The following is a 25,008-nucleotide window of genomic DNA, read 5'->3' as shown; positions in this document are numbered from 1 at the left end:
GAATTCGGCCTCACGCACCCTGAAGCGGACAAACGATGACGACGATCGATTCGACGCCGCGCGCGCATGCGTGGCGCAGCCGGGCGGCGCGCGCGCTGCTCGCGGGGCTGCTCGTGCTGTTGGCCGGGTGCCAGAAGGAGCTGTACTCGGGCCTGTCGGAGCGCGATGCGAACCAGATGGTCGCGGTGCTCGGCGACGCGGGCATCAGCGCGTCGAAGGACAACGACGCGCGCGACACGTCGGACCGCAACGCATGGCTCGTGAGCGTAGCGGACGGCGACATGCAGTCGGCGCTCACGGTATTGCAGGCGAACGGGCTGCCGAAGCCGAGTTATGCGAGCCTCGGCGAGCTGTTCCAGAAGCAGGGCCTCGTGTCGACGCCGGCCGAGGAGCGTGTGCGCTATCTGTACGGCGTATCGCAGGACCTGTCGCGCACGCTGCAGGACATCGAGGGCGTGGTCGTCGCGCGCGTGCAGGTCGTGATTCCGGAGAACGATCCGCTCGCGGACAAGATCAAGCCGTCGTCGGCGGCCGTGTACATCCGCTATCGGTCGGGCGTCGACCTGCGCGCGATGGCGCCGATGGTCAAGGATCTCGTCGCGCACAGCATCGAAGGGCTGCAGTACGACAACGTGTCGCTGTTCCTGCAGCCGGCCGCCGCGCAAGCAGCGCGCGTGGACGGGATCGGCAGCGCGGTGACCGATATCGTGCGGCTGCGCTCGCCGCTCGGCTGGCTCGTGTTTGCGCTGATCCTGCTGACCTGCGCGGTGATCGCGCTGTCGGCGGCGCGGCGCGGAATGTTCGGCGCGCGGCTCGCGGGCCTGCTCGGCGCGCCGCGCGGCGCCAATGGCGGCGCGTCCGCGCAGCCGGCATCCGGGCAGCCGGCCGGCGGCGGTCTGCGCACGCCGGACGGCGCGCGCGATGGCGCATGAGCGATCCGCATGCACCACCGGCTGACGCGGCCGCCCCGTCCGATACGGCGCCGCTGCCGTGGCTGCAGCCGCTCGCGCCGCCGCCAGCCGCGCGCCGTGCCGCGTTTCATGCGCTCGTCTGCGACTTCAACCTGCGGCCCGACCGTTATTTGCACGTGACGCGCGTGCCGGCCGACTGGCCCGCGCGCTACCGCTCGCCGGACGCGTTCGGCGCGGCCGGCCGCAAGCTGCTCGCGCGGCACCTGCTCGACGTGCATGGCGTGGCCGACCGGCACGACTTCGACGTCGCGAACCCGTGCGCGCGGCTCGCGCTGCTGCCGGGCGCGGCGCTCGAGCAACTGGCGTCGTATGCGGGGCTGCTGCTGCATCGCAACTGGCTGCGCGATGCGCTGACCGTGCGGCGCATCCGCGCGGAAGTCGCGGCCCGGCTCGGCGGCGACGCGCTGGAACTCGCGCTCGAACGCGCGCCGGAATTCGGCGCGCTCGCGGATACGCTCGAACCGTGGCGCGCGGATCCCGCCGCGCTGCCCGTCGTGATCCGCGCACGCGGCGGACGGCTGCTCGCGGATTTCATCGGCGTGGCAGGCGACGCGGTCGCGCGGCGCACGTGCCTGAAGTTCAACCGCGCGATCGACGACGAAGCGCCGTACTGGCTGAACCGCGCGCAGCGCGACCAGTTCGGCGAACTGATGTTTCTGTTTCTGATTCCCGAGAGGCTTGCGTCATGGGACTGGCTTTTCTGATCACGAGCGACAACCTGCAGCTGCTGTCGGAGCGCAAGGTGCTCAAGGAGCGCGAATATGCGGCGCTGCTCGACGCGTCCGCGGTGATCGCAACCGCACACGACGAGGCCGCGCGCATCGTCGCCGACGCGCAGCGCGAATTCGACAAGCGGCAGGCGGCCGGCTATGACGAAGGGATGCGCCGCGCGCAGCGCGAGCAGGCCGCGCAGGCGTACACGCAGGCGCTCGCCGCCGCACGCACGATGGAGACGATGAAGGACGCGATGGCCGATATCGTCGTGAAGGCCGTGCGCGCGATCGTCGGCGAGATGAGCACGCAGAAGCTGTACGAGGCCGCGCTGGCGCGGATCGCGCCGCTCGTGCGCGACGAGGCGTTTCTGGTCGTGCATGTCGCGCCGGGCCGCAAGGACGAGATGCGCGACGCGCTCGACGGCGCATTCGCGGGGCAATCGAACCGGCAGAAGATCCGCATCGTCGAGGATGCGCAGCTCGAACGCCATGCGTGCACGGTCGAGACGCCGTCCGGGCGCATCGACGCGAGCCTCGACCTGCAGATCGACGCGCTGCGTCAGGCGATCCGCCGCGACGCGCTGAAGGGCGCCGCGCGATGAACGCGCCGCTCGACGAAACGCAGCCGTTCGGCAGCGGCGACGACGACGGCGCGCCGTTCGATCGCGGCCGCCTCGTCGGCGAACTCGACGCGGGGCTCGCGTTTTTCTCGCCGGTATCGGTGCAGGGCCGCGTCAATCACGCGGTCGGGCAGATCTTGAATGCGACGGGCATCCGCGCGCGGCTCGGCGAGATCTGCGAACTTCGCACGCCGAACCAGCCGACGCTGCTCGCCGAAGTGGTCGGCTTTTCGCGGCAGACGACGCTGCTCACGCCGCTCGGCGACGTGGCCGGACTGTCGCCGGAAACGACCGTCGTGCCGTCCGGGCGCGAGCATGTGTTTCCGGTGGGAGAAGGGTTGTTCGGCCGCGTGCTCGACGGGCTCGGCCGGCCGCTCGACGATCGCGGGCCGGTGACGGGCGCCGCGTGGGTGTCGACGCAGCAGGACCCGCCGAACCCGCTCGCGCGCCAGATGATCGACACGCCGTTTCCGACCGGCGTGCGCGTGATCGACGGGCTGATGACGCTCGGCGTCGGGCAGCGCGTCGGCATCTTCGCGCCGTCGGGCGTCGGCAAGAGCACGCTGCTCGGGATGATCGCGCGCGGCGCGCAGGCCGACGTGAACGTGATCGCGCTGGTCGGCGAACGCGGCCGCGAGGTGCGCGAATTCATCGAGCACAGTTTGTCGCCCGAGGTGCGCGCGCGCTCGATCGTCGTCGTGTCGACGTCCGATCGCCCCGCGATGGAGCGCGTGAAATCCGCGCTCGTCGCCACCGCGATTGCCGAGCATTTCCGCGATGCGGGCAAGCGCGTGCTGCTGCTGGTCGATTCGCTGACGCGTTTCGCGCGCGCGCAGCGCGAGGTCGGCCTCGCGAGCGGCGAGCCGCCGACGCGGCGCAGCTTCCCGCCGTCGACGTTCGCGGTGCTGCCGCGCCTGCTCGAACGCGCGGGGCAGGGCGCGAACGGGTCGATCACCGCGCTCTACACGGTGCTCGTCGAAGGCGACGAGGAATCGGACCCGATCGCCGAGGAAGTGCGCTCGATCCTCGACGGCCACATCGTGCTGTCGCGCAAGATCGCGCTCGCGAACCGCTATCCGGCGATCGACGTGCTCGCGAGCCTGTCGCGCGTGATGCCGCTCGTCGCGAGCCGCGCGCACCAGCAGGCGGCCGCGCGCGTACGCGAGCTGATCGCGAAGTACCAGGAGATCGAACTGCTCGTGCAGATCGGCGAGTATCGCGAAGGCAGCGACCGGCTCGGCGATCTCGCGCTGCGTGCGCGCGACGCGATCGGCGCGTTCTGCGCGCAGGCGTCGCACGAGGACGTGCGCTTCGACGCGCTGCTCGCGAAGCTGACGAAGCTGGCGAACGATCATGTCTGAAGCCGACGACCGCCTCGTGCTCGCCACGCTCGCGCGCCTGAAGCGCGTGCGCGAGATGCGCAGCCAGATCGCGCGCGTCGCGGCCGCGCGCCAGCAGGGCATCGCCGCGCAGAGCCGCCGCGCGCTCGACGCCGCGCAGGCGCAGCTCGCGCAGCAGGTGGCCGCGAAGGCCGCGATCCAGACGCGTCTTGCCGACGACGTGCGCGAGGCGCGCGTGCTGCAGAACGCGGCGGCCGATACGCGCACGTTCGACCGGCACATCGGCACCGCGAACGCGTCGGTGAGCGAGGCCGCGCACGTGCATCGCGGCCACGAGGCGACGCTGGCCGACCTGCAGCGCGCCGCGCGCAAGGCGAAGGCCGCCGAGGACAAGCTCGACAAGGCCGGCGAGAAGGCGCTGCACGCGCGTGCCGCGCGGGTCGAGCGCGATGCCGACGAAGTTGCAGACGGGTACGCGGTGCGGCGCTTCGCGACGGCCGGGGTATGGTCAGGCGCGGCGGGCGACGTGGCCGGCCACGCGGCCGCGCAGCCGGAAGCGGCCGCCGCGTTCGACGCGGAGATGGCCGCCCGGCCGGCCGATGCGGAAGCCGGCTCGGTCGACGTGACCGACATGGGCGACACAGCCGCTTCAACCGCCTCAACCGCCCCGGCCGACGACCCCGAGCCGCCCGCCGCCGCGGAGCGCCGATGCTAGACCAGGCCGCGGGTTTCAACGACGTCGCGGGTACGCTGCGGCCGCTGCTCTACGTGATGCCGCGCCTGTTGCCGATCATGTTCGTCGTGCCGGTGTTCAACGAGCAGATCATCACGGGGCTCGTGCGCAACGGGATCGCCGTCGTGATCGCCGCGTTCGTCGCGCCGGCGATCGACTCCGCGCAGGTGGCCGCGCTGCCGTTCCTGATGTGGTGCCTGCTCGTCGCGAAGGAGGCGGTGGTCGGCATGCTGCTCGCGGGCGCGTTCAGCGCGGTGCTGTTCGCGATCCAGGGCGTCGGCTACCTGATCGACTTCCAGACGGGCAGCGGCAGCGCCGCGTTCTTCGATCCGATGGGCGGCCACGAGGGCGGACCGACCTCGGGCTTCCTCAATTTCGTCGCGATCGCGCTGTTCGTCACGGCCGGCGGCCTGCAGGTGCTCGTGCAACTGTTCGCGCAGTCGTATGCGTGGTGGCCGATCGGCTCGCTCGGCCCCGATTTCTCGTCGATGCTGCAGACCTTCATCGTGCGGCAGACCGATACGATCTTCGAATGGATGGTGAAGCTCGCCGCGCCGGTGACGATCGTGCTGGTGCTCGTCGAGCTCGGCATCGGCCTCGTCGGGCGCGCGGTGCCGCAGCTCAACATCTTCGTGTTCTCGCAGCCGCTGAAGAGCGCGCTCGCGCTGCTGATGATGGTGCTGTTCCTGCCGGTGGTGTACGCGGCGCTGCATTCGCTGCTGAGCCCCGACAGCGGGCTGATGGCGCTGCTGCGCGCGCTGTTCGCCGCGCACGGCGGCGCCTGAGCGCGCGACGGAGCCGACATGGCCGAAAAGGACCAGAAGCCGACCGCGAAGCGCCTGCGCGAGGCGCGCGAGAAAGGCGACGTGCCGAAGAGTGCGGAAACGATTTCGTCGGCGTTCTTCGTCGGCGTATGCGTCGCGCTCGCGGTCGGAATCGGCGCGCTGTTCGCGCGGCTGCAGTCGCTGTTCCGGCTCGTGTTCGACGCGGTCGGCGCGGCCGACCCGTCCGCACGGATCGCGGTGCTGATCGACGGCGCCGCGCGCGACTGGGCGACGCTGTCCGCGCAGATCGTCGCGGCCGGGCTGCTGGCCGGCCTGCTCGCGGGCTTCGTGCAGGTCGGCGGCGTGATGGCGTGGAGCCGTCTCATGCCGCAACTGTCGCGCCTCAATCCGGCCGCGGGGCTGAAGAACCTGTGGTCGATGCGCAACCTCGTCAATCTCGCGAAGATGCTGCTGAAGACGGTGCTGCTCGCCGCGACGCTCGGCTGGCTGATCGTCGAGTCGCTCGACCCGTCGGTGCAGTCGGGTTTCACGCGGCCGATCTCGATCCTCGCGCTGATCGTGAAGCTGCTGATGCTGCTGTTCGGCTGGGCCGCGCTGATCTACATCGTGATGGCGCTGATCGACATCGTGCATCAGCGCCACGAGTTCAACCAGAAGATGAAGATGTCGATCGACGAAGTACGACGCGAGCACAAGGAGGACGAGGGCGACCCGCACATCGAGGCGAAGCGCCGGCAGCTCGCGCGCGAAGCGCAGTTCGCGTCGCTGCCGGACCGGATCGGTTTCGCGTCGGTGGTCGTCTATTCTCCGCGCGTCGCGGTCGCGCTCTATTACGGCGGGATCGGCACGCTGCCGTGGGTGCTCGCGCGCGGCGAAGGCGAGGCGGCCGAGCGGATCGTGCGGCTCGCGCGCGACGCGCTGCGCCCGACGCTTGCGAACGTCGGGCTCGCGCAGGCGCTGTACGAGACGACACCCGAGAACGGCACGATCCAGCAGCAGCATTTCCGCGAGGTCGCGCAGTTGCTGAAATGGGCGACCGGCGCTGTCTGACGCACACCGCGGCGGGCATATCCTCATGCCGTCCCCTTTATTCAGGACAGCGGGCCTGCACGGCCATCCGTTCCAATTCAATATGGCCCTTTGCGCGGTCATGCGCGCGCGGCGCTTGACGTCATTTTTTTCCGGTCGTCGCCGGAATTCACCGGTGAATTATTGCTGAATTATTTCTTCGTAATATGGCTCGACCGTCACGCCTGACGGCGGGCCGCGAGGTTGCGCCATGCGTGACGGAACAGGTCAACAGGGGCAGACAAATCAAATGTGCGGAATCGACGGCTTTCTGAATAGCGTCGCCTGCGATGAGGAGACAGCGCGCGGCACGCTCGCGCGAATGACGGCGAGCCTCGCGCATCGCGGGCCGGACGGGCAGGGCATCTGGGTCGATCCGGAAGCCGGCATCGCCCTCGGCCACCGGCGGCTTGCGATCGTCGACCTGTCGGTGCATGGCCGACAGCCGATGGCATCCGCGTGCGGCCGCTACGTCATGGTCTTCAACGGCGAAATCTACAACCATCGCGAACTGCGTGCCGAGCTCGAGCGCGCGGGTCGCGCACCGGCGTGGCGCGGCCACTCCGACAGCGAGGTGCTGATCGCGGCGATCGTCGCGTGGGGCGTCGAGGCGACGCTGCGGCGCGCGACCGGCATGTTCGCGTTCGCGCTGTGGAATCGCGAGTCGCGGGTGCTGACGCTCGCGCGCGACCGGATCGGCGAGAAGCCGCTCTACTACGGCCGGATCGGCGACGCGCTCGTGTTCGCGTCGGAGCTGAAGGCGCTGCGCGGCTATCCGGGCTTCGACGGCACGGTCGACCGCGATGCGCTGTGCCTGTATCTGCGCCAGTCGAGCGTGCCCGCGCCGTACACGATCTATCGCGGCATCCGCAAGCTGCCGCCCGGCACGTACATCCAGTTCGAGCATGCGCGCGACACGCCGCGCGTGCGCGCGTACTGGACGCTCGAACAGGCGATCGAGAACGGCCGCGAGCAGCCGTTCGAGGGCAGTGCCGACGAGGCCGTCGGCCAGCTCGACGCGATCCTGCGCCAGGCCGTCGCGCGGCAGATGGAAGCCGACGTGCCGCTCGGCGCGTTCCTGTCGGGCGGCGTCGATTCGTCGGCGATCGTCGCGCTGATGCAGGCGCAATCGGCGACGCCGGTCGACACGTTTACGATCGGCTTCCATGAAGCCGGCTACGACGAAGCCGGCTATGCGAAGGCCGTTGCGCGCCATCTCGGCACGCGGCATACCGAACTTTACGTAACCGCCGACCATGCGCTCGGCGTCGTGCCGAAGCTGCCGTCGATCTACGACGAGCCGTTCGCCGATGCCTCGCAGATCCCGACTTTTCTCGTGTCGGAGCTGACGCGCCGGCATGTGAAGGTGAGCCTGTCCGGCGACGGCGGCGACGAGCTGTTCGGCGGCTATACGCGCTACTTCCTGACGCCGCGCCTGTGGCGCAAGCTGCATCGCGTGCCGGCCGCCGTGCGCGCGCGGATCGCCGCCGCGCTGCATGCGCTGCGGCCCGATCACGCGGACCAGCTCGCGGCCGTCGCACAGGGTGCATGGGGCGGCGTGGAGGCGCGCGAATCGGCGTCGCGCATCGGCGACCGCCTGCACAAGCTCGGCCATGTGATGACGGCCGAGAGCCGCATCGGCCTGTACCGGCTGCTGATGTCGTCGGTGCATCATCCCGAGCGCATCGCGCTGTCGGGACAGGAGCCGCCGACGCCGCTCGACACGGTGTCCGCGTGGCCCGCGCACCTGAGCTTCGCCGAGCAGGCGATGGCGATCGATACGCTCACGTATTTGCCGACCGACATTCTCGCGAAGGTCGACCGCGCGGCGATGGCCGTGAGCCTCGAGACGCGCATGCCGTTTCTCGATCATCACGTCGTCGAATTCGCGTGGCGCGTGCCGGCGTCGGTGCGCTTGCCGGAAGGGCAGTCGAAGGCGCTGCTGCGCCGGCTGCTCGACCAGTACGTGCCGTCGGCGCTGATCGACCGGCCGAAGCAGGGCTTCTGCGCGCCCGTCGATCACTGGCTGCGCGGCTCGCTGCGCGACTGGGCCGAGGCGCTGCTGCGGCCGTCGCGGTTGCGCGAAGAGGGTTTCTTCGATGCGGCCGCGGTCGAGCGTCTGTGGCGCCAGCACCAGACGGGGCGGATGAACTGGCAGCATCAGTTGTGGACGGTGCTGATGTTCCAGGCGTGGCTGGAGGCGCAGCGGGCGGGGTGACGCGGCGTTCGACTTGCTGACGACGGCCCGCGCACACGCCCGCGCCGCACCCGTTCACTGATCGAGACACCGCACGCACAGCCGCTTCGCCTGGTTCGCCGGCAGTCCGCGGCACATCATCACCACCGGGCGCGCGTGACACGAAGGCGCATCGGCGGACGCGGCGGGAGACGCCAGCCTCCGCGCGTGTTCGGGCGGCGTGACGGCGGCGGCTTCCGTGCGCCGGCGGCGCTCGGGCGGCGGCGCGTCGCTTACGACCGGAATCGGTTCGACGCCGCCTTCGCGCGCGTTGCGCTGCGCGCTCGCGACGACGCGGCTCACGTAGCCGCTCGAGAAGCCGGTCGTGAAGTTGCCGCTGTAGTAGCACGACAGCGCCGCGCGCAATGCGGCCTGCGCGGCGCGGCCGGTGCCCGACGAGCGCGCGAAGCATTCGGTCAGGATCGCGCCGCCGGCCCGCAGGTTGCGGCACGGCTCGAACATCGTCGCTTCGTCGAGCCCGTATTTCGAGAAATTTCGTTCGTTCACCTGCGCGAGGCCGACGCTGTAGCTGAAGCCGCGCGACGCAAGCTCGCGCGCGGTCGCGCGTGCCTCGTCGAGCGACGCGGGTTGGCGCGCCAGGTGGCCGCCGACCACGCCGATCGCGTACGGATTGAAGCCCGATTCGGTGCGCACGAGCGCGGCGAGCGTGTCGGGATCGACGTTCGGCGCACACGCGCGAGCGAGTTGCGCGAAGCCCGCGCCGCTGGCCGCATGCGCGATGCGCGGCTGCATGCCGGCGAATGCGAGCACGAGCAGCCCGACCAGCGCGCACAGGTGCACGGCGGCGGTTCGCAGGCCGCGCGCATTCATCCCGCGCCCGCGACGCGGTACGACAGCACGAGCCCGTGCACGAGCAGCGACCAGCCGTCGAGCGCGACGAACAGCAGCAGCTTGAACGGCACCGAGATCGTCGTCGGCGAGATCATCTGCATCCCGAGCGCGAGCAGGATGTTCGCGACCAGCAGGTCGACGACGATGAACACGATATAGATCACGAAACCGATCTGGAACGCCTTCGTCAGTTCGGCGAGCGTGAAGCTCGGCACCAGCACGAGCAGGTCGTCGTCCTTGATGCCGTCCGCGCGGTTCTTCGGCCAGACCGACGTCGCGGTGCGCACGAAGAATTCGCGGTCGCGCTGCCGCGTATGCGATACGAGGAAATCCTTGATCGGCGGCAGCGCGGCATCGGCGAGCGCGCCGACGTCGGCGGTCGACAGCTGCCCCGATGCGTCGAAGTGGCGCGCCTGCAGCGCGTCGCGGATCGACATCCCGACGGGCGCCATGATGAACAGCGACAGGATCAGCGCGATGCCGTTCAGCACGAGGTTCGGCGGCACCTGCTGGATCCCGAGCGCGGAGCGCAGGAGGCCGAGAACGACCACGAGCTTCGTGTAGCTCGTCACCATCAGCGCGGCGAACGGCGCGATGCCGAGCGCGGCGATCACCGCGATCAGCGCGACCGGATTCGGCAGGTTGCCCATCGCTCAGCGCTCGCGCGGCGCGGGTTGCGTCAGCGTGACGACCCGCACGCCGAGTTTCTGGCCGACTGCAATCAGATGGCCGGTGCCGATCAGCATCCCGTTCGCAACCAGATGGATCACGCTCTGGTTGATGCCTTGCTGCAGTTCGATCACGGCGCCCGGCTGCAGCGCGCTCAACTCGCCGAGCGGCATCGACGTGGGCGGCAGTTCGAAGCGCAGGTCGACCGCGAGGCCGTCGAGCGTGCGCGGCGCATCGGCGGGCGGCGCGTCGTGCGCCGTCGCGGGCGCGGTGTCGGTGCGGGTCGGTTCCAAAGGCATCTCCCTGATTCGTTCGACGGTCAGCCGGTTGCCCGACGGCCGTCCGGTGATCTCCCACGCCGGCGCGGCAGGCAGCCGCGCGACGCACAGCAGGTTCTGCTCGTGCGCCTGCCAGCGCTCGATCGCGATGATGTCGCCGCCGACGACGTCGGCCAGTTCGGCCATCGTCAGCTCGGTGCGGCCGATCTCGAACACGAGCGGCACGGGCAGGTTCGCGTAGGCCGCGCGCGTGTCGGCGAGCGCGGCCGGCGCGGCCGCGAAGAACACGGCCAGCGCATCGGGCGCGTCGAACAGCAGTGCGCCGTGGCAGCGCCATGCGCCGTCGGCGCGCCGCAGTTCGAAGCGCAGCGCGGCCGGCGATGCACGCCAGGCGGGCGCGCTCGCGGGCGGCGGCAGCAGTTCCACGCGCTGCCGCGTCGCGGCCTGCAGCACGGCCGTGAGCGGCGCGCAGAGGTCGGCGAGCAGCGCCGCGCGGATCACGGCCGGCACGGCCGGGTCGGCCGCGTCGCCGAGCCATTCCGTTTCCGCGACCGGATCGATCCATAGCGTGCCGGTGGCCGGGCCGACGACGAAGCGATATGCGTGCGCATCGGCGGCCGGCTCGGCCTCGATGCGCCAGCGCAGCTCGTACGCATGCTCGCCGAGCGTGACCGGAACGGCGCCGGTCGCGCAGTACGCGTGCGACAGCCCGCGCGCGGCGGCGGCGGACAGGCGCGGCAGGTAGGGCGACGCGTCGAGCGCGACCGCTGCCGGAGCAGCGGCGGGCGGCACGGAAGCGGCGGGCATGGCCCGGTTCGCGGCGTCGCCGGCGTCGGCATTCGTCAGGAACTGCGCAGGCACGGCGGGATCGGGGCGGATTCGGCGTCGGTTCGACGGGTTGTTATGGGGCCGGTGGCGCGGACGGGCACGCGGCTGCTGCGTCGATTGTAGGGACGGCCATGGCCGCGTGCCGCGCCGGAATCCGTAGTCGCGTGCATCGCGCGGCGACGGCGAGCGCGGGGCGCTACGAAGCGTGACGCCGCGTGATGGAATGCCGCGCAGCGCGATGCGCGGCGGCGGGCGGCCAAAAGCAACCGCCGCCCGGAGGCGGCGGTCGGGTCGCGACCGGCTGGCGGGCCGGGCGGCGTGTGGCCGCATCCGGCTGGCGGGACGCGAAGCGCTGCGAACCTGCACAGCGCGGTGGGGGGGAGTGCTGCTGGCGCGCCGCGGGCGGGCGGCGCGCGGGTGAATCGTCAGGCGTAGTCGGCGGCCATCACGGCCGGCGGCGCGGCACGCAGGATCGGCGCCGCTTCGTGGCGCTCGACGTGCGTCATGGCCGCACCGAACAGCACGAGGCGATAGCCGACCGCATAGATCGGGATGATCCGCAGGTTCTTGTCGTGCTCGAGCTGCAGTTTCGAGCGGATCCGCGAGATATGGGTATCGAGCGTGCGCGACGACACGGCGAGTTCCCGGCCCCATACGGCTTCCTGGATTGCCTGCCGCGGCACGACCTTGTTCATGTTGTCGAGCAGGAATTCGACGACGTCGAATTCGCGCGGCGTAACGTCAACGACCTTGTTGTCGATTTCGATCGTGCGGCGCACGAAGTTGATTTTTATGTTGTCGATGTACAGGTATTTGCAATCCATGGTGGCCCTCGCATGTCCATAAAGGAGTGTTTGCGGGTCATGTACTGCAACTTCCGGGCCAGGGGATGGACGGTCAGGTGTCGACGGCGGAGCACGCCGGGGGCAGGCGGCGTGGAGCCTTGAATTCAAAAGAATTTTTAACGCGGCGCGCGGGGCGGGTGCGGAAGGGGGCGGAGCAATTTTGAAGAATTGTTACGTAGCATCGAGGGGCGACGTTACGGGCGTTACGTCTGGCGTAACGTGTGGGGGAGGCGGGAAATGGCTGGTAACGCGCTCACCGTCTGGATAAGGGGCGGGCAAGACAAACTCTACATGGAACCCTACATGGAACCCTACATGGAACCCTACATGGAACCCTACATGGAACCCTACATGGAACCCTACATGGAACCCTACACTGATCAAGTGAAAGTCTATATAAATCAGTATGATAAGTGGCTATAATTGCCGACATCAAACCCTACATGGAACCCGACAGCGAAGTATGACGACCGTCGCTACCTTCGAACCGTTGTTTCCCGAGGATCGCGTACTCGATCCGCTGCTTGAGCAGGCCGCCGAGCTCATCGACTCTTCGCAGCGGTTGCTGGCCGTACGCGATACTCCGCTGGCCAGCGCGCTCGTGCCGCAGTTGCGCGCCATGAATTCGTACTACACGAACAAGATCGAAGGCCAGCATACGACGCCCGCAAAGATCGAGGCTGCGCTGCATCGGGATTATTCAACCGATATCGTCGAGCGCAAGAAGCAACGCTTCGCGGTCGCGCATATCGCAACGGAAGCGGCGCTTGAGAAAGAGTGGCATGCGCTTCCGGTTGCCGCGCTATTCGACCCGGCACGAATTTCGGCCATTCACGATCGCTTCTTTTCCGGCTTGCCCGACGATGAGCGACTCACCGGTGAGGGGGATGTCATCGTCCCAGGCGAATTTCGTCGGTTGGATGTAACGGTTGGGCGTCATCTGGCACCGGAGCCGGAGATGATCGACCCGTTGCTTCAGGCCTGGGCCGCACGTTATGCCCGCATTCGCGCCAAGGAATATCAACTGATCGGTATCGCCTGTTCGCATCATCGTCTGACCTGGGTGCACCCGTTCATGGACGGTAACGGCCGGGTGGCACGTCTGCATTCGCATCTCGGATTACGCGCTGCCGATCTGACCCACGGTCTCTGGTCGCCGCTTCGAGGGCTGGCGCGAGAGCATGAGCAGTATTACGCCCGGCTGAGCGAGGCCGACCAGACACGGCGTAACGATCTGGACGGTCGGGGCAATCTATCCCAGGAAGGGCTGGTCAAGTTCGCGCGGTTCTTTCTCGACTGCTGCCAGGACCAGGTCGGTTTCATGGTGCATATGACGGAGTTCGACGGGGTGACGGGGCGTTTGCTGGATTTGCTGCGATACCTGGAAGCCAATCCGTGGACCATCCGTTCGGAAAAATCGGTCATCAAACCGGAAGCCGCGGCACTGGCCATGGAGTTTGTGGCACTGCGCCGAACGGTAACGCGGGCGGAATTTGCCCAGATGCTGGGCGTGAGCGACGTACTGGCGCGCCGAATCGTTCGGTCGCTGCTGGATTGCGGGCTGCTGACTTCGCCTTCGCATCGAGGCGAGCTTTCCTTTGGATTGCCGCTGAGTGGCCTCCGGTTTCTCTTTCCGAGGCTTTGGCCAGAGGTCGAGCAGGAGTGAGCGCGGCTGGCGGGGCGTGCCATGAGGCCTCTGCTCGAATGAGCATAAGGTCTTCGGCGACGCGTTGAAAAGCGCTGGCCGCAGGGCAACTTTCGCCCCGCGGCCAGCGTCGTCACCCCCCCATCAAGCCTTCGCGCTATCCGCCGAATCGAACGGCAGCACGTAATGCCGCTTGCCCGTCGCCGCGAAGATCGCGTTCGCGACCGCCGGCCCGATCGGCGCGACGCCCGGCTCGCCGACCCCGGTCGGCGCTTCGGCCGACGGCACGATATACACCTCGACCTTCGGCATCTCGGCCATCCGCAGCACGTTGTAGCCGTCGAAGTTGCGCTGTTCGACCTGGCCGTCCTTCAGCGTGATCGCGCTGTGCAGCGCCGCACCGAGCCCGAAGCCGATGCCGCCTTCCATCTGCGCGGCGACGATGTCGGGATTGATCGCGATCCCGCAATCCACCGCGCACACCACGCGCTCGACCTTCACCTTGCCGTCCGCGTCGACCGACACCTCGGCCACCTGCGCGACATAGCTCTTGAACGCCTCGGCGACCGCGATCCCGCGCCCGCGGCCTTTCGGCAGCGGCTTGGCCGGATCCCAGCCGGCCTTCTGCGCGGCCAGCTCCAGCACCGCGCGCATGCGCGGCTCCTTCGCGAGCAGGTCGCGGCGGAACGCGTACGGATCCTTGCCGGCCGTGTGCGCGGCTTCGTCGATGAACGCCTCGACCGCGTAGGCCGTGTGCGAGCTGCCGACCACGCGCCACCACAGCACGGGCACGCCCGTCTTCGCGGTGGTGAGCTCGACCGACACGTTCGGCACTGCGTACGGCAGGTTCGCCGCGCCCTCGACCGACGTCGCGTCGATGCCGTTCTTGACCATGAACGCCTCGAACGGCGTGCCGGCGAGGATCGACTGGCCGACGATCCGGTGGCGCCAGCCGACCAGCTTGCCGTCCGCGGTCAGGCCCGCGTCGAGCTTGTGGAAGTACATCGGCCGATAGAGGCCGCCCTGGATGTCGTCCTCGCGCGTCCACTGCAGCTTGACGGGCTTGCCGTCCGCGCCGAGCGCCTTCGCGATCGACACGGCCTCGACCACATAGTCCGACCACGCGTTCGCGCGCCGGCCGAAGCTGCCGCCCGCGTACAGCGTGTGGATCTTCACCTGCTCGGGCTTCAGGCCCGCGACCTTGGCGGCGTTCGCCTGGTCGATCGTCTGGAACTGGTCGCCGGCCCAAATTTCGCAGCCGTTGCGCGTCAGCTTGACGACCGCGTCGAGCGGCTCCATCGGCGCGTGCGCGAGATACGGGAATTCGTATGTCGCGCTGAGCTTGCGCGCGGCGCCGGCGATCGCCGCGTCGGCGTCGCCGTCCTTGCGCGCCGACGTGCCCGGCTTCTCCGCGAGCTGCCGGTATTCGCGCATGATCTCGGCCGAGCCGCGCTTTTCGGCGTTGCTTTCGTCCCATTCGACCTTCAGCGCGTCGCGGCCCTGCTTCGCGGCCCAGAAGCCCGTCGCGACGACCGCGACGCCGCGCGGCACCTGCACGACCGACACGACACCCGGCACCGCCTTCGCGGCCGTCGCGTCGAACGACTTGACCGTCGCGCCGAAGCGCGGCGGGCGCTGCAGCAGCGCGACGCGCATGCCGGGGAAGGTCGTGTCGAGCGTGAAATGCGCGGTGCCGTTCGATTTCGCCGATGCATCGACGCGCGGAATCCGCTGGCCGATCAGCTTGAAATCGGCCGGCTGCTTCAGCACGACCTTGTCCGGCACGGGCAGCTTCGATGCGTCGGCGACGAGCGTGCCGTAGGCGGCCGTCTTGCCGCTCTTCGCATGCGTGACGACGCCATTGGCCGTCGTCAGCTCGCCGGCCGGCACCTTCCAGCGGGCCGCGGCGGCCGACACGAGCATCGCGCGGGCCTTGCCGCCCGCTTCGCGCAGCTGCTGCCACGAGTTCGCCATCGCCGAGCTGCCGCCCGTGCCCTGCATCGTGCCGAACGCGAGGTTCGCATAACGCTTCGCGTCGGCCGGTGCGCTTTCGACGCGCACGCTCGACCAGTCGGCGTCGAGTTCCTCGGCGACGATCGTCGCGATGCCCGTATACGCGCCCTGGCCCATTTCGACGTGCTTCGCGATGACCGTGACGGTGCCGTCGGGCGTGATGCGCAGGAACGCGTTCGGCGCGAAATCGGCGGCCGGTGCGGTCGCGGCGAGCGCGCGGCGGCCGAGGCCGGCCCATTCGAAGCCGATGGTCAGGCTGACCGCGGCTGCGGAGCCCGCTGCCTTCAGGAACGTGCGGCGCGACGGACGCACCGAATCGCGGTTGTCGAGTTCGATCGTCATGGTCAGGCTCCCAGCGTCGCGGCCGCGTCGTGGATCGCGGCCCGGATGCGGGCGTAGGTCGCACAGCGGCACAGGTTGCCGTTCATCGCGGCGTCGATGTCCGCGTCGGTCGGTTTCGGGTTCTGTTCGAGCAGTGCGGTGGCCGACATGATCTGGCCGGACTGGCAATAGCCGCATTGCGGAACCTGCTGCTTGACCCACGCGGCCTGGACGGCCTGCGCGGGCTTGCTCTGCAGGCCCTCGATCGTCGTGACGTGCTTGCCGGCGATACCGGCGAGCGGCAGCACGCACGAGCGGACGGCCTGGCCTTCGAGATGCACCGTGCACGCGCCGCACTGCGCCATGCCGCAGCCGAACTTCGTGCCGGTCAGTCCTGCGTGTTCGCGAATCGCCCAGAGGACGGGCATCGACGGATCGGCGTCGAGCGTAACGTTCTTGCCGTTGAGGACAAACGAGGTAGGCATTTTGGTTGTCTCCGTGGGGAAAACCCGGCATGCGCCCGGTTAGCGGGCAGTGTGCGCGAGCAGCCGGTTTTTGCGTCTACCCAATCCTGCAAATTTATTGAACAATCCTGCAAATCCCGGGCACGCCGTGGGCCGTTTCGCTATGCTCCCGCGACATGGGGAAATCAATCGAGGATTCGTCATGGACATGACCGATATCGCGGCGTTGCGCGAATCCGGGCGGCGCGAGCTGGCGTCGCTGATCGGCCGCTTCGCGCCGGCGGACGGCTCGCATTCGACCGCTGTGCCGGGCCTGATGCTGCATCGGCACACGCGTCCGGTCGATCTCGGCTGCGGCGTGTCGCGTGCCGCGCTCGTGATCGCTGCGCAGGGCGCGAAGCGCGTGATCGTGGCCGGCCAGGCCTACGAATACGACACGCAGAATTGCCTGATCACGTCGATCGACTTGCCGATCCTGTCGCGCGTGACGCGCGCGTCGCCGGATGCGCCGTACCTGTGCCTGTCGCTGACGCTCGATCCGCAGCGCATCGTCGAGCTCGCGGCCGAGATGCGGCTGCCCGAGCCCGACGCGGGCCCCGAAGGCGAAGGCATCGCACTCGCCGAACTGACGCCGCCGCTGCTCGACGCCGCGCTGCGGCTGTTGCGATTGCTCGATACGCCGGCCGACATTCCGGTCGTCGCGCCGCTGATCGAAAAGGAACTGCTGTACCGGCTGATGACGAGCGGGCAGGGCACGCGACTGCGGCATATGGCGATCGCGGGCAGCCAGACGCACCGGATCGCGCGCGCGATCGAATGGATCCGCGATCATTACGCGGAGCCGATGCGCGTCGAGACGCTCGCGCAGGCGGTCAACATGAGCGTGTCGTCGCTGCACCACCATTTCAAGCACGTGACGACGCTGAGCCCGCTGCAGTACCAGAAGCAGCTGCGGCTGCACGAGGCGCGGCGGCTGTTGCTGCGGCAGGGCGGCGACGTCGGGTCGGTGGCTGCCGTGGTCGGCTACGAGAGCGCGTCGCAGTTCAGCCGCGAATACAGCCGGCTGTTCGGCGCGCCGCCGATGCGCGACGTCGTGCACCTGCGGAAGAAGGAACTGCTCGGCTGACGCGGCGGCGGCGCGGTGCGCCGCTTGGCCGTGGCTGCGGGCCGTCGCTCGGCGGCCATCGGCTATTTCGCGACGACCGTCGCCTGCAGGACGTCGCTGCCGAAGCGCAGCGTGCCGCGTTCGACGTTGCGCGTGACGCGAGCGCCGCTCGATCGGTGGTGATCTTCATCGCCTTTTCCCCCGACACGTCGTTAGACGAGCGGCCGCCATCCGCAATCCGTGTGCCGTGGCGTGCCGCTCGGTGAGAGCCGGAAATCAGGCAGTCGGCACGCCGTGAACGACGCAAACCCGCGGTGCGCTGGCGAGGGCATGAAATTGCCGCGCGATATGCGCGCTTTTGTTTCACGAGTGAATGATGGGGACAGGAAAATACCTCGGGCGATGGCCGGATCGGTGTGGTTCGATACGAATAAAATTTCGGTAAATCAGGCGTTTGTGGGATTTTTTGACGCGAAATCGCGCGTTGAATCGGTGTGTTTCAACGATGAGAAAAGCGGGGATGGCTGATTTAAAAATGTTTCTTCGATGTATTGCCCGTCGGGTGGTTCGAGGTGTGAAGGGGAACGAATGAAAGTGAAAAACTGTTGCGCCGGCCTCGGCTGGATTGCGCGTTTTCATTTGTTTTAGTTATTACGCCGGGAATGGTCTGGATGACAAAATCATGTCGCATGATCGTGTCGGTATTTGCAAAGTTGAATCAAAATCATTTCGCCGGTCGGGACGAATGCGTGTCGCAGGCACATCGGAGGCGGCCGCGCGGGCTTGCAGAACGGGGCTCCGCACGTTTCGATTCCCGTTCGTCCGGGCATTGGAGGCCGGTCGAACGTGTCGCGATGCACGGTTCGCAAGCGAAAAAAACGGATGCAGCGGGCGATGCGTGACAGCGCGCTTCTCAAGTTTGAAACACTCGTTCACCTGGCCGTCCGGCGAGGGCCGGCGTGCCGGATTCGTCCGTCAAATCGTGGTATTGCTTCGCGATGCGCAACGATCGGCGCGTGTGCCCGACCGTTGTCGCGATACATTCCTGAAACAAAAAGTTACGTTCCCGGCGATTCGAGCCGGCGCGGCGGCCGTTCGGCGCGCGCAATGAGCGGTGGAATAACGCGTGGCACGCTGCTTGCGCTACTACACGCACCGGCGAGCGGTCGACACGATGCAACAACGATGTGGGGGCGGCCAACTCGTCAATAAGCCAGTCGGGGAAACGGCGATGAAGACTATAAGCAGTGGCTTGATCGGCGCGTTCTTTGCGCACCAAAGGGGTAGTCGGAAAGTTCGGGGTATCGCTTGCGACGCAGTGCCAGCGTCGCGGGTCGCGCCTTGCCGATTTCCCGCCCTCCGCACGCTCCGCGTGCTGGAGCGGTTGTCGCTCCGTGCGGCAACCAGGCGACAGCGGTGCTCGCCATCATTCAGTTCACCCGGATGGGTCAGCCTGTTCGTGCCGGACAGCGTGACGCCGATTCGTCTTCAACCGTGCAAGGCAGTTTCGATCGCGCCGGGTCAATACCGGTGCCGGCCGGATTAGATCGAACGCCTGTCGGCCGGATTATCCGGAAACCTTTCGTCGCTCCCTCAGGGAGCAGACATGGCGTCTGGCTGCAATGCAGGCCATTTTTCGCTCGACTAAAGAGCGCATTTTGAGCGGCGCTGCATTTTGTGGTGGTAAATGTATTCGCGCATTTTCGATTCCGGAACGGGTGCCGGTGCCGGCATTTGTTTCCGACGGGGTGTCGAAAATCGCGGGCCGGCAATGTGTATTCGTCATTCCGGTTAATCGAATTGGCGTGTTTTCGTGAAATATTCAATATTCGTAAAAATAATGGAAAGCACGCGATCATAAGTTTTGGATAACTTAAAAAAAACACAAAACTAAACTTCACCTGGACAAAAAATCCAAAAGACCTGGATTTCAAAGAAAACAGGAATCTCGTAATTTGATAGTGATCCTTATTTTTTGAGGATTGCTCAAGTCAGGAAGATTGATGGCGTGCAATCGTCCCGGCTCATTTCGTCCACGCCGTTATGGAGTCGACCATGAAGAAGCTTCTCATTGCAGCAGCAGTTCTGGCCGTTTCGGGTGCAGCGTTCGCAGCCAGCGGCACGGTGTCGAGCAGCAACTCGACGAGCGGCGGTTCGACGATGGCCGGTGTTGCCGGGTTCGGTCATTTCACCGCGACCGATTCCGGCGCGGCACTCGGCGCAGCCGCTGCGGTTGCCGGCGGCCCGGGCAGCGGTTCGATCTCGTACACCAACCACACGCAATCGTCGTCGGTCAGCGGCTTCGGCTTCGGCGGCGCACAGGCTGGTGGCACGAGCGGCGCGAATGCCGGCTCGATCGGCTGGACGATTCACCACTAAGCCGCGGCGCGTAGCGTTCGTCATTGGCTGGCGGTACGGATGCCGGGTTTCGCTGTATGCGGGCAGGCCCGGCTCCGCCACCGCCGAACTTCCTCACAGCAAGGGATTGCTATGAAAGCCAACGTCATATTAGCGACAGCGCTCACCGTCATCTCGTCGGCTGCATTGGCCGCCGGTTCGTTCACCACCAACCAGACGCAATCCGTTGCAGCGGGTGTTTCCGGTTCGGTGCTGGTCGGGTCCGGCAGCTATACCAGCAATTCGACTTCGACGGCGGGCGCGAATGCAGGAAGTACCGTGACACCCGCTGGTTCCGCCGGCACGGCATCCGCCTTCCACAACTCGACCTCGACGGCCAGCGGTTCGGGCACGAACGGGGGCGCGTTCGCGGCAGGCGGCGGTATCGGTGCCGCAGGCTCGTTCGGTGGAAACGGCAGCACGAACGAGAACGCGAATGCGCTGTCGGGAGGGGTGACCGCCACGATCGTACTCGGCGCGAACCACTACACGGCTACGGGTGCGAACGACCAGGGCATTGCCAACGCGGGTGCTGCCGGGCTGACGGGCAGTGGCGGGTCAGGCGCGATCGCGGGTTCGAATCACTACAACTCGTCGACCGTATGGAGTACCGGTCCGGCCGGCTCGCCGTCCGCATCGGGCGGAAGCCAGGGCAGTTCGAGCGCGACCGGAAGCAGTCATTAGTCAGGTGTGGGGGGGACCAGTTTCCCAGCGACGCTGGTCTCTTTTCCCGCATTGTTGTCACGTAAGGAGTTGGCATGAAGCAGAAACTGATTGCCGCCGCTCTGATGCTCGCGTCTCTGACGGCGTATGGCGCTGACCGTGCTGCCGATGGTGTGCAATCGAATATGCAGACGTCAAACAACCCTGACCAGACAATCAAACCGTCAGAACGACAAACGCTTTCGTCGGGCAGTGCCATCGGCGGACCGGGCGCCCAGCAGTGGCAGGGCATGTCGGCCGGCTCGTGGTCCCAGCTGGGCAGTGGCTGGAAGCAGTTCGGGGAAGCAGCAAAGACTGAAGTCATTCAGGGGAATTAGTACGGTTGCCTGGGTGGGAGGTCAAAACCTCGTCCGGAGAGTGAAATGAACAGCAACAGGATCAAGGTGGCATGTGCGGCGATGTTCGCGATGACCACGATCGGTGCCCAGGCACAAACCGCGGATTCGACTTCGAGCGCGCAGTCCTCGACGTCGTCGACGGCGATCAGCCAGGGCGGCGGCTCGAGCATGAACACCAACACCACGAGCTCGCGCGGCGGCAATGCCGCCAGCAGCAGCGGGGTTCGCGGCAGCGGCAATTCGAGCGTGAATGTGAACGTGACGATGCCGTCCAGCACGAGCGGCGGCTCGAACGTGACGCCGCAGAGCGTGAGCTCGCTCCAGGCGCCCGGCTCGCCCGGCACCAACCCGTACAACACCCAGATATCGGAAAACGTCAACTACTCGGGTACGCAGACGATCAAGACGAACCCGTCCATCCAGGCGCCCGGCCTCACGACCACGTTGTCCGACACCTGCATGGGGTCGGTGAGCGTCGGCGTGTCGTTCCCGGGGTTCGGTGCGACGGGCGGCACGACGCTGGTCGACCAGGCCTGCGTCCGTCGTCTCGATGCGCGCGAATTCCGCGCGATGGGCCTGACCGACGTGGCGCTCGCGCTGCTCTGCCAGAGCGACGCGAACCGGCGTGCGGTGGAAGCGACCGGGCACCTGTGCCCGGGCACGACCGCGCCGCTCGCACGTTCGAATGTCGCGCCCAGCGTCGAAGCGACCGTCGCCGACGACGTGAAGTATCACGATCCGATCGTGCGCAACCGCATGGGCCTGCCGCCGCTCGACGCTGCCGCGCCTGCGCCGGCGCAGGCGCGCCCGGTGGCGACGACCGCGGTGCAGGCGGCGCCGATTCCGGTTCCGGTGCCCGTGCCGGCGATCGCCGCGCCGACCGTCGCCAGCAAGGTGCCGGATGCCGCGCAGGCGGCTGCCGCGAAGGCGTCGCAAGCGGCGGCCGTCGTGCCCGCTGCTGTCGCACCGGTTGCCGCGGCAGTACCGGCGGTTGCCGCCGCGCCGGCTGTCGCTGCAGCTGTCGCACCGGCCGCTGCTGCGCCGGCCGCGATGAGTGCGGTGCCCGCCGCGGCCATCGTCGCTGTGCCGGCTGTCGCCGACAAGGTCGCCGAGCCTGCGCCGGCTGTCGCAGACAAGGCTCCCGAGCCTGCGCCGGCTGTAGCCGACAAGGTTCCCGAGCCTGCGCCGGCTGTCGCGGACAAGGCTCCCGAGCCTGCGCCGGCCGTTGCCGACAAGGCCCCCGAGCCCGCGCCGGCTGTCGCTGACAAAGCTCCCGAGCCCGCGCCGGCCGTCGCTGACAAGGCTCCTGAGCCTGCGCCGGCCGTCGCCGACAAGGCTCCTGAGCCGATGCCGGTCGCGACCGACAACGCAGCGCAAGCCGCTGCCGCGCCGGTTGCTGCCGTCGTCGCGGCGCCCGCAGTCGATGCGAAGGTGGCGGACAGCGCGCAAGCCGCACCGGCCGCGGCCGAAGCCGCGCCGCAGGCGGCGGATGCTGCGATGGCCGCGCCGGCAGCCGACATGCCGGCCGCCGACGCGAAGGTGCCGGACGCGGTCGAATCCGCGGCCGCACCGGCGCAGCCTGCCGACATGTCGGCGTTGACCGATCCGGCGAAGGCGTTGCCGCCGGCCACGGTCGACCAGCGGGCCGCACCGGCTGCACCGGCCGCGCCGGCGCCGGCGGTCATCTCGACGAGCACGTCGTCGTGAGTACGCGGGTCGGGCAGCCGTGCGACCGGAACGCCGGACGCACGGCTGCCGTTCGGACCCGATGCGCGACGGCCGTTCCCGGTTTGACGGGTGTTGGTCCGATCCCCGAGGTCAACACCTCTTTTTGCGTGACGAGGATGCAAGGAGGCCTCAATCATGAGGATCTTTTTGGTCGCTTTGCTGCTGGTCAGCGTGCAAGCCGCTGCGCAGTCGGTTTTCCAGAATCCGGCGGTCTTCGTCATCCTGAGCGAGCAGACCCTTGCGAACGCCGCGAGCGTCCAGCAGGCACTGACGACGCTAGGCCGACCCGACAACACGGCATGCGTGCCGATGATGATGGTCGGCGACCCGCAGATGATTTACATGATGCCCGAGGAAGGTCACGCGCCGTCGTGGCGATCGCCGGTGTACGGCCGCGGCGCGCCGTTCGAAGCGCAAAACGGGCCGACGCCGACGGGCAAGACGGTCGGCGCGATGCAGCACGCCGAGGACATGCAGACGCAGCCGTGGAGCGACGGCAGCGCGATCACGCAGAAGATCGCCGGCGAGTCGAGCATGTCGGCGGCTGGCAGGGTGAGCGAGTGGCAGCGCAACGGGCTCGACAGGATCGAGACGGCCCGCGCGACGGACGTGACGGTAAACGGCAAGACCTACCGCGCCTATCGCGACGATCTGAACCGGGCGGCGAAGCCGGTCGTCGAGCCGCAGATCTACATGCAGCGTGTCGTTTTCTGCCGGTAACGAAACATCAATCCGAGGACAGGCCGGCGCCGCGCCGCGGGACTACGAGACCCCGTCACACGCGAACCGGCAACGGCCGTCCCGACATACAACCCAAAGCGGCGAGGCCATCGTGAACCATAGCTGCCAGATCAGGGTGTCAGGCCCGCAGGATGTCGAACGCGAGGCCGGCACGATGCCGTTCCTCGCGATCCGGTGCAACCATGTCGTGCCGTCGCGGCCGCTCGTCTACCTGTCGCAGCGGCACGATGCAGCGCTCGCCGACTGTCTCGCGTTGCGCGGCTGGGACGTGTGGCGCGCGAAAACCGTTGCGGACGCACTGAATCTCGTCAAGGCGAACCGCCCGCACGCGGGCATCGTCGATTTCGCCAGCTTCGCGTCGCCCGACGTCGCGTCGTTCGAGGCGCTGCTGCGCGACCCGCGCGTCGGCTGGGTTGCGCTCGCCGACAGCGAGCGGCTGCGCGACATTTCCATCGCACGCCTGATCCGCCATTGCTGTTTCGACTACGTGCGCAACACGACGGCCTATACGACGATCGGCTATCTCGCCGGCCATGCATACGGGATGCTGAAGCTTGCGGACGGCGACCCGGCCGCGGAGGCGCCGCCGCCCGACGGCACGATGATCGGTTCGTGCGATGCGATGCGCCGGCTGTTCGCGACGATCCGCAAGGTCGCGAACACGGATACCACCGTGTTCATCGCCGGCGAATCGGGCACCGGCAAGGAACTGACGGCTGCGGCGATCCACCGGCAGTCGGCGCGCGCCGCGGCGCCGTTCGTCGCCGTGAACTGCGCGGCCATTCCGTCGACGCTGCTGCAGGCCGAACTGTTCGGTCACGAGCGCGGCGCGTTCACGGGTGCACACCAGCGCAAGGTCGGCCGCATCGAGGCCGCGCATGGCGGCACGCTGTTTCTCGACGAAATCGGCGACATGCCGTTCGAGAGCCAGGCGAGCCTGCTGCGGTTCCTGCAGGAAGGCAGGATCGAGCGGCTCGGCGGGCACGCGTCGATCCCGGTGGACGTGCGGATCGTGTCGGCGACCCACGTCGATCTCGAGGCCGCGATGCAGGCGGGGCGGTTCCGCGCCGACCTGTACTACCGCCTGTGCGTGCTGCGCATCGACGAGCCGCCGCTGCGCGTGCGCGGCCGCGACATCATGCTGCTCGCCGATGACATGCTGCGACGCTATCGCGGCGACAGTGCGTACCGGATTCGCGGCTTCATGCCGTGCGCGGTCGAGGCGATCCACAACTATCCGTGGCCCGGCAACGTGCGCGAGCTGATCAACCGGATCCGGTTCGCGGTCGTGATGACGAACGGCCCGATGATCTCGGCCGCCGATCTCGAACTGCACCAGTACACGTCGCGGCAGCTGCCGACGCTCGCCGAAGTGCGCCGGCAGGCCGAGCGGCGCGCGATCGAGGAAACGCTGCTGCGCCACCGCCACCAGCATGCGGACGTCGCGGCGGAACTGGGCATTTCGCGCGCGACGCTGTACCGCCTGATGACCGCGCACGGGCTGCACGGCTGACGCGCGGTGGCGTGCGTGAGCTCAAGACCGTGCGGCGGCGGCCGTTAAAGCATGAAATGGCCCGTCCGGACCGCCGGCGCAT

Annotated in this window: 25 protein-coding genes; 18 read left to right on the top strand and 7 right to left on the bottom strand. The window is 68.0% G+C overall.

The window, feature by feature from the left end:
• Positions 1-35 precede the first annotated feature (35 nt).
• The 8 genes from sctJ to asnB all read left to right on the top strand — a co-directional run bounded on the left by sctJ (position 36) and on the right by asnB (position 8,448).
• A complete protein-coding gene (sctJ, locus tag ACM6JT_RS23635; protein ID WP_034180510.1) occupies positions 36-932 on the top strand; it encodes a type III secretion system inner membrane ring lipoprotein SctJ in 897 nt (298 codons plus the stop codon).
• A complete protein-coding gene (locus tag ACM6JT_RS23630) occupies positions 929-1,675 on the top strand; it encodes a SctK family type III secretion system sorting platform protein (RefSeq protein ID WP_131945978.1) in 747 nt (248 codons plus the stop codon). Before sctJ ends, ACM6JT_RS23630 begins: the two co-directional genes overlap by 4 nt.
• Positions 1,657-2,286 (top strand): type III secretion system stator protein SctL, encoded by a 630-nt coding sequence (sctL, locus tag ACM6JT_RS23625; RefSeq protein WP_034180508.1) that lies wholly within the window; start codon positions 1,657-1,659, stop codon positions 2,284-2,286. The genes ACM6JT_RS23630 and sctL overlap by 19 nt, the downstream gene beginning before the upstream one ends.
• The gene (gene sctN / locus ACM6JT_RS23620) at positions 2,283-3,665 is read left to right on the top strand and encodes a type III secretion system ATPase SctN (protein WP_105391125.1); all 1,383 of its coding nucleotides are present in this window, start codon (positions 2,283-2,285) and stop codon (positions 3,663-3,665) included. The genes sctL and sctN overlap by 4 nt, the downstream gene beginning before the upstream one ends.
• Positions 3,658-4,359 (top strand): hypothetical protein, encoded by a 702-nt coding sequence (locus ACM6JT_RS23615; RefSeq protein ID WP_414857423.1) that lies wholly within the window; start codon positions 3,658-3,660, stop codon positions 4,357-4,359. The genes sctN and ACM6JT_RS23615 overlap by 8 nt, the downstream gene beginning before the upstream one ends.
• A complete protein-coding gene (gene sctT, locus ACM6JT_RS23610) occupies positions 4,353-5,162 on the top strand; it encodes a type III secretion system export apparatus subunit SctT (RefSeq protein ID WP_034180505.1) in 810 nt (269 codons plus the stop codon). The genes ACM6JT_RS23615 and sctT overlap by 7 nt, the downstream gene beginning before the upstream one ends.
• Positions 5,163-5,180: 18 nt before the next feature.
• Positions 5,181-6,212: an EscU/YscU/HrcU family type III secretion system export apparatus switch protein gene (locus tag ACM6JT_RS23605; protein WP_131946948.1), complete on the top strand. Its 1,032-nt coding sequence runs from the start codon at positions 5,181-5,183 to the stop codon at positions 6,210-6,212.
• A 268-nt stretch (positions 6,213-6,480) separates the two neighbouring features.
• Entirely contained in the window at positions 6,481-8,448 is a 1,968-nt protein-coding gene (asnB, locus tag ACM6JT_RS23600; protein WP_034180503.1) for an asparagine synthase (glutamine-hydrolyzing), read from the top strand.
• Between the two features lie 54 nt (positions 8,449-8,502).
• Here the strand turns inward: asnB and ACM6JT_RS23595 are convergent, their stop codons facing one another.
• The 4 genes from ACM6JT_RS23595 to ACM6JT_RS23580 form a co-directional block, all read right to left on the bottom strand.
• The gene (locus ACM6JT_RS23595; RefSeq protein WP_414857422.1) at positions 8,503-9,297 is read right to left on the bottom strand and encodes a lytic transglycosylase domain-containing protein; all 795 of its coding nucleotides are present in this window, start codon (positions 9,295-9,297) and stop codon (positions 8,503-8,505) included.
• The gene (gene sctR / locus ACM6JT_RS23590) at positions 9,294-9,968 is read right to left on the bottom strand and encodes a type III secretion system export apparatus subunit SctR (RefSeq protein ID WP_034180501.1); all 675 of its coding nucleotides are present in this window, start codon (positions 9,966-9,968) and stop codon (positions 9,294-9,296) included. The genes ACM6JT_RS23595 and sctR overlap by 4 nt, the downstream gene beginning before the upstream one ends.
• A 3-nt stretch (positions 9,969-9,971) precedes the next feature.
• On the bottom strand, positions 9,972-11,126 hold the full coding sequence (gene sctQ / locus ACM6JT_RS23585; RefSeq protein ID WP_034180500.1) for a type III secretion system cytoplasmic ring protein SctQ: 1,155 nt from the start codon (positions 11,124-11,126) through the stop codon (positions 9,972-9,974).
• A 392-nt stretch (positions 11,127-11,518) separates the two neighbouring features.
• Entirely contained in the window at positions 11,519-11,917 is a 399-nt protein-coding gene (locus tag ACM6JT_RS23580) for a winged helix-turn-helix domain-containing protein (RefSeq protein WP_105391120.1), read from the bottom strand.
• A gap of 484 nt (positions 11,918-12,401) precedes the next feature.
• On the opposite strand from ACM6JT_RS23580, the gene ACM6JT_RS23575 reads away from it, so the two are divergent.
• Positions 12,402-13,604 carry a Fic family protein gene (locus tag ACM6JT_RS23575; protein WP_414857421.1) on the top strand — a complete coding sequence of 401 codons (1,203 nt, stop codon included), beginning with the start codon at positions 12,402-12,404 and terminating at the stop codon, positions 13,602-13,604.
• 123 nt (positions 13,605-13,727) lie between these two features.
• On the opposite strand, the gene ACM6JT_RS23570 is transcribed toward ACM6JT_RS23575, so the two are convergent.
• The gene (locus ACM6JT_RS23570; RefSeq protein ID WP_175747378.1) at positions 13,728-15,938 is read right to left on the bottom strand and encodes a xanthine dehydrogenase family protein molybdopterin-binding subunit; all 2,211 of its coding nucleotides are present in this window, start codon (positions 15,936-15,938) and stop codon (positions 13,728-13,730) included.
• 2 nt (positions 15,939-15,940) lie between these two features.
• Positions 15,941-16,402, bottom strand: coding sequence for a (2Fe-2S)-binding protein (locus ACM6JT_RS23565; protein WP_034180497.1), 462 nt, complete (start codon positions 16,400-16,402; stop codon positions 15,941-15,943).
• Between the two features lie 181 nt (positions 16,403-16,583).
• Between ACM6JT_RS23565 and ACM6JT_RS23560 the strand changes: the two genes are divergently transcribed.
• The 6 genes from ACM6JT_RS23560 to ACM6JT_RS23535 all read left to right on the top strand — a co-directional run bounded on the left by ACM6JT_RS23560 (position 16,584) and on the right by ACM6JT_RS23535 (position 20,923).
• Positions 16,584-17,507: an AraC family transcriptional regulator N-terminal domain-containing protein gene (locus ACM6JT_RS23560; protein WP_414857420.1), complete on the top strand. Its 924-nt coding sequence runs from the start codon at positions 16,584-16,586 to the stop codon at positions 17,505-17,507.
• 309 nt (positions 17,508-17,816) lie between these two features.
• Positions 17,817-18,014 (top strand): hypothetical protein, encoded by a 198-nt coding sequence (locus ACM6JT_RS23555; protein ID WP_152603905.1) that lies wholly within the window; start codon positions 17,817-17,819, stop codon positions 18,012-18,014.
• A 1,094-nt stretch (positions 18,015-19,108) separates the two neighbouring features.
• Positions 19,109-19,303 carry a hypothetical protein gene (locus ACM6JT_RS23550; protein WP_414857419.1) on the top strand — a complete coding sequence of 65 codons (195 nt, stop codon included), beginning with the start codon at positions 19,109-19,111 and terminating at the stop codon, positions 19,301-19,303.
• Positions 19,304-19,541: 238 nt separating this feature from the next.
• Complete coding sequence (locus ACM6JT_RS23545) at positions 19,542-19,865, top strand: hypothetical protein (protein ID WP_034180982.1); 324 nt, start codon at positions 19,542-19,544, stop codon at positions 19,863-19,865.
• A 111-nt stretch (positions 19,866-19,976) separates the two neighbouring features.
• Positions 19,977-20,567, top strand: a complete 591-nt coding sequence (locus ACM6JT_RS23540; RefSeq protein ID WP_034180495.1) for a hypothetical protein — start codon at positions 19,977-19,979, stop codon at positions 20,565-20,567.
• 74 nt (positions 20,568-20,641) lie between these two features.
• On the top strand, positions 20,642-20,923 hold the full coding sequence (locus ACM6JT_RS23535; protein WP_034180494.1) for a hypothetical protein: 282 nt from the start codon (positions 20,642-20,644) through the stop codon (positions 20,921-20,923).
• Here the strand turns inward: ACM6JT_RS23535 and ACM6JT_RS23530 are convergent.
• On the bottom strand, positions 20,920-21,222 hold the full coding sequence (locus ACM6JT_RS23530) for a hypothetical protein (RefSeq protein WP_233344627.1): 303 nt from the start codon (positions 21,220-21,222) through the stop codon (positions 20,920-20,922). The two genes, ACM6JT_RS23535 and ACM6JT_RS23530, sit on opposite strands and share 4 nt — an antisense overlap.
• Here ACM6JT_RS23530 and ACM6JT_RS23525 point away from each other — a divergent pair.
• The 3 genes from ACM6JT_RS23525 to ACM6JT_RS23515 all read left to right on the top strand — a co-directional run bounded on the left by ACM6JT_RS23525 (position 21,209) and on the right by ACM6JT_RS23515 (position 24,926).
• Positions 21,209-22,651 carry a chemotaxis protein CheA gene (locus tag ACM6JT_RS23525; protein WP_414857496.1) on the top strand — a complete coding sequence of 481 codons (1,443 nt, stop codon included), beginning with the start codon at positions 21,209-21,211 and terminating at the stop codon, positions 22,649-22,651. The genes ACM6JT_RS23530 and ACM6JT_RS23525 overlap by 14 nt on opposite strands.
• 156 nt (positions 22,652-22,807) lie before the next feature.
• Entirely contained in the window at positions 22,808-23,392 is a 585-nt protein-coding gene (locus ACM6JT_RS23520) for a hypothetical protein (protein ID WP_034180492.1), read from the top strand.
• A 112-nt stretch (positions 23,393-23,504) separates the two neighbouring features.
• Positions 23,505-24,926: a sigma 54-interacting transcriptional regulator gene (locus ACM6JT_RS23515; RefSeq protein WP_414857418.1), complete on the top strand. Its 1,422-nt coding sequence runs from the start codon at positions 23,505-23,507 to the stop codon at positions 24,924-24,926.
• The last annotated feature ends 82 nt before the right edge of the window (positions 24,927-25,008 follow it).

It is taken from the genome of Burkholderia sp. IT-111MI5 (assembly GCF_949752865.1).
Lineage (GTDB): Bacteria > Pseudomonadota > Gammaproteobacteria > Burkholderiales > Burkholderiaceae > Burkholderia > Burkholderia pyrrocinia_C.
Note: the sequence above shows the minus strand (reverse complement) of the source record. Positions and strands in the feature narration are given on the sequence as shown.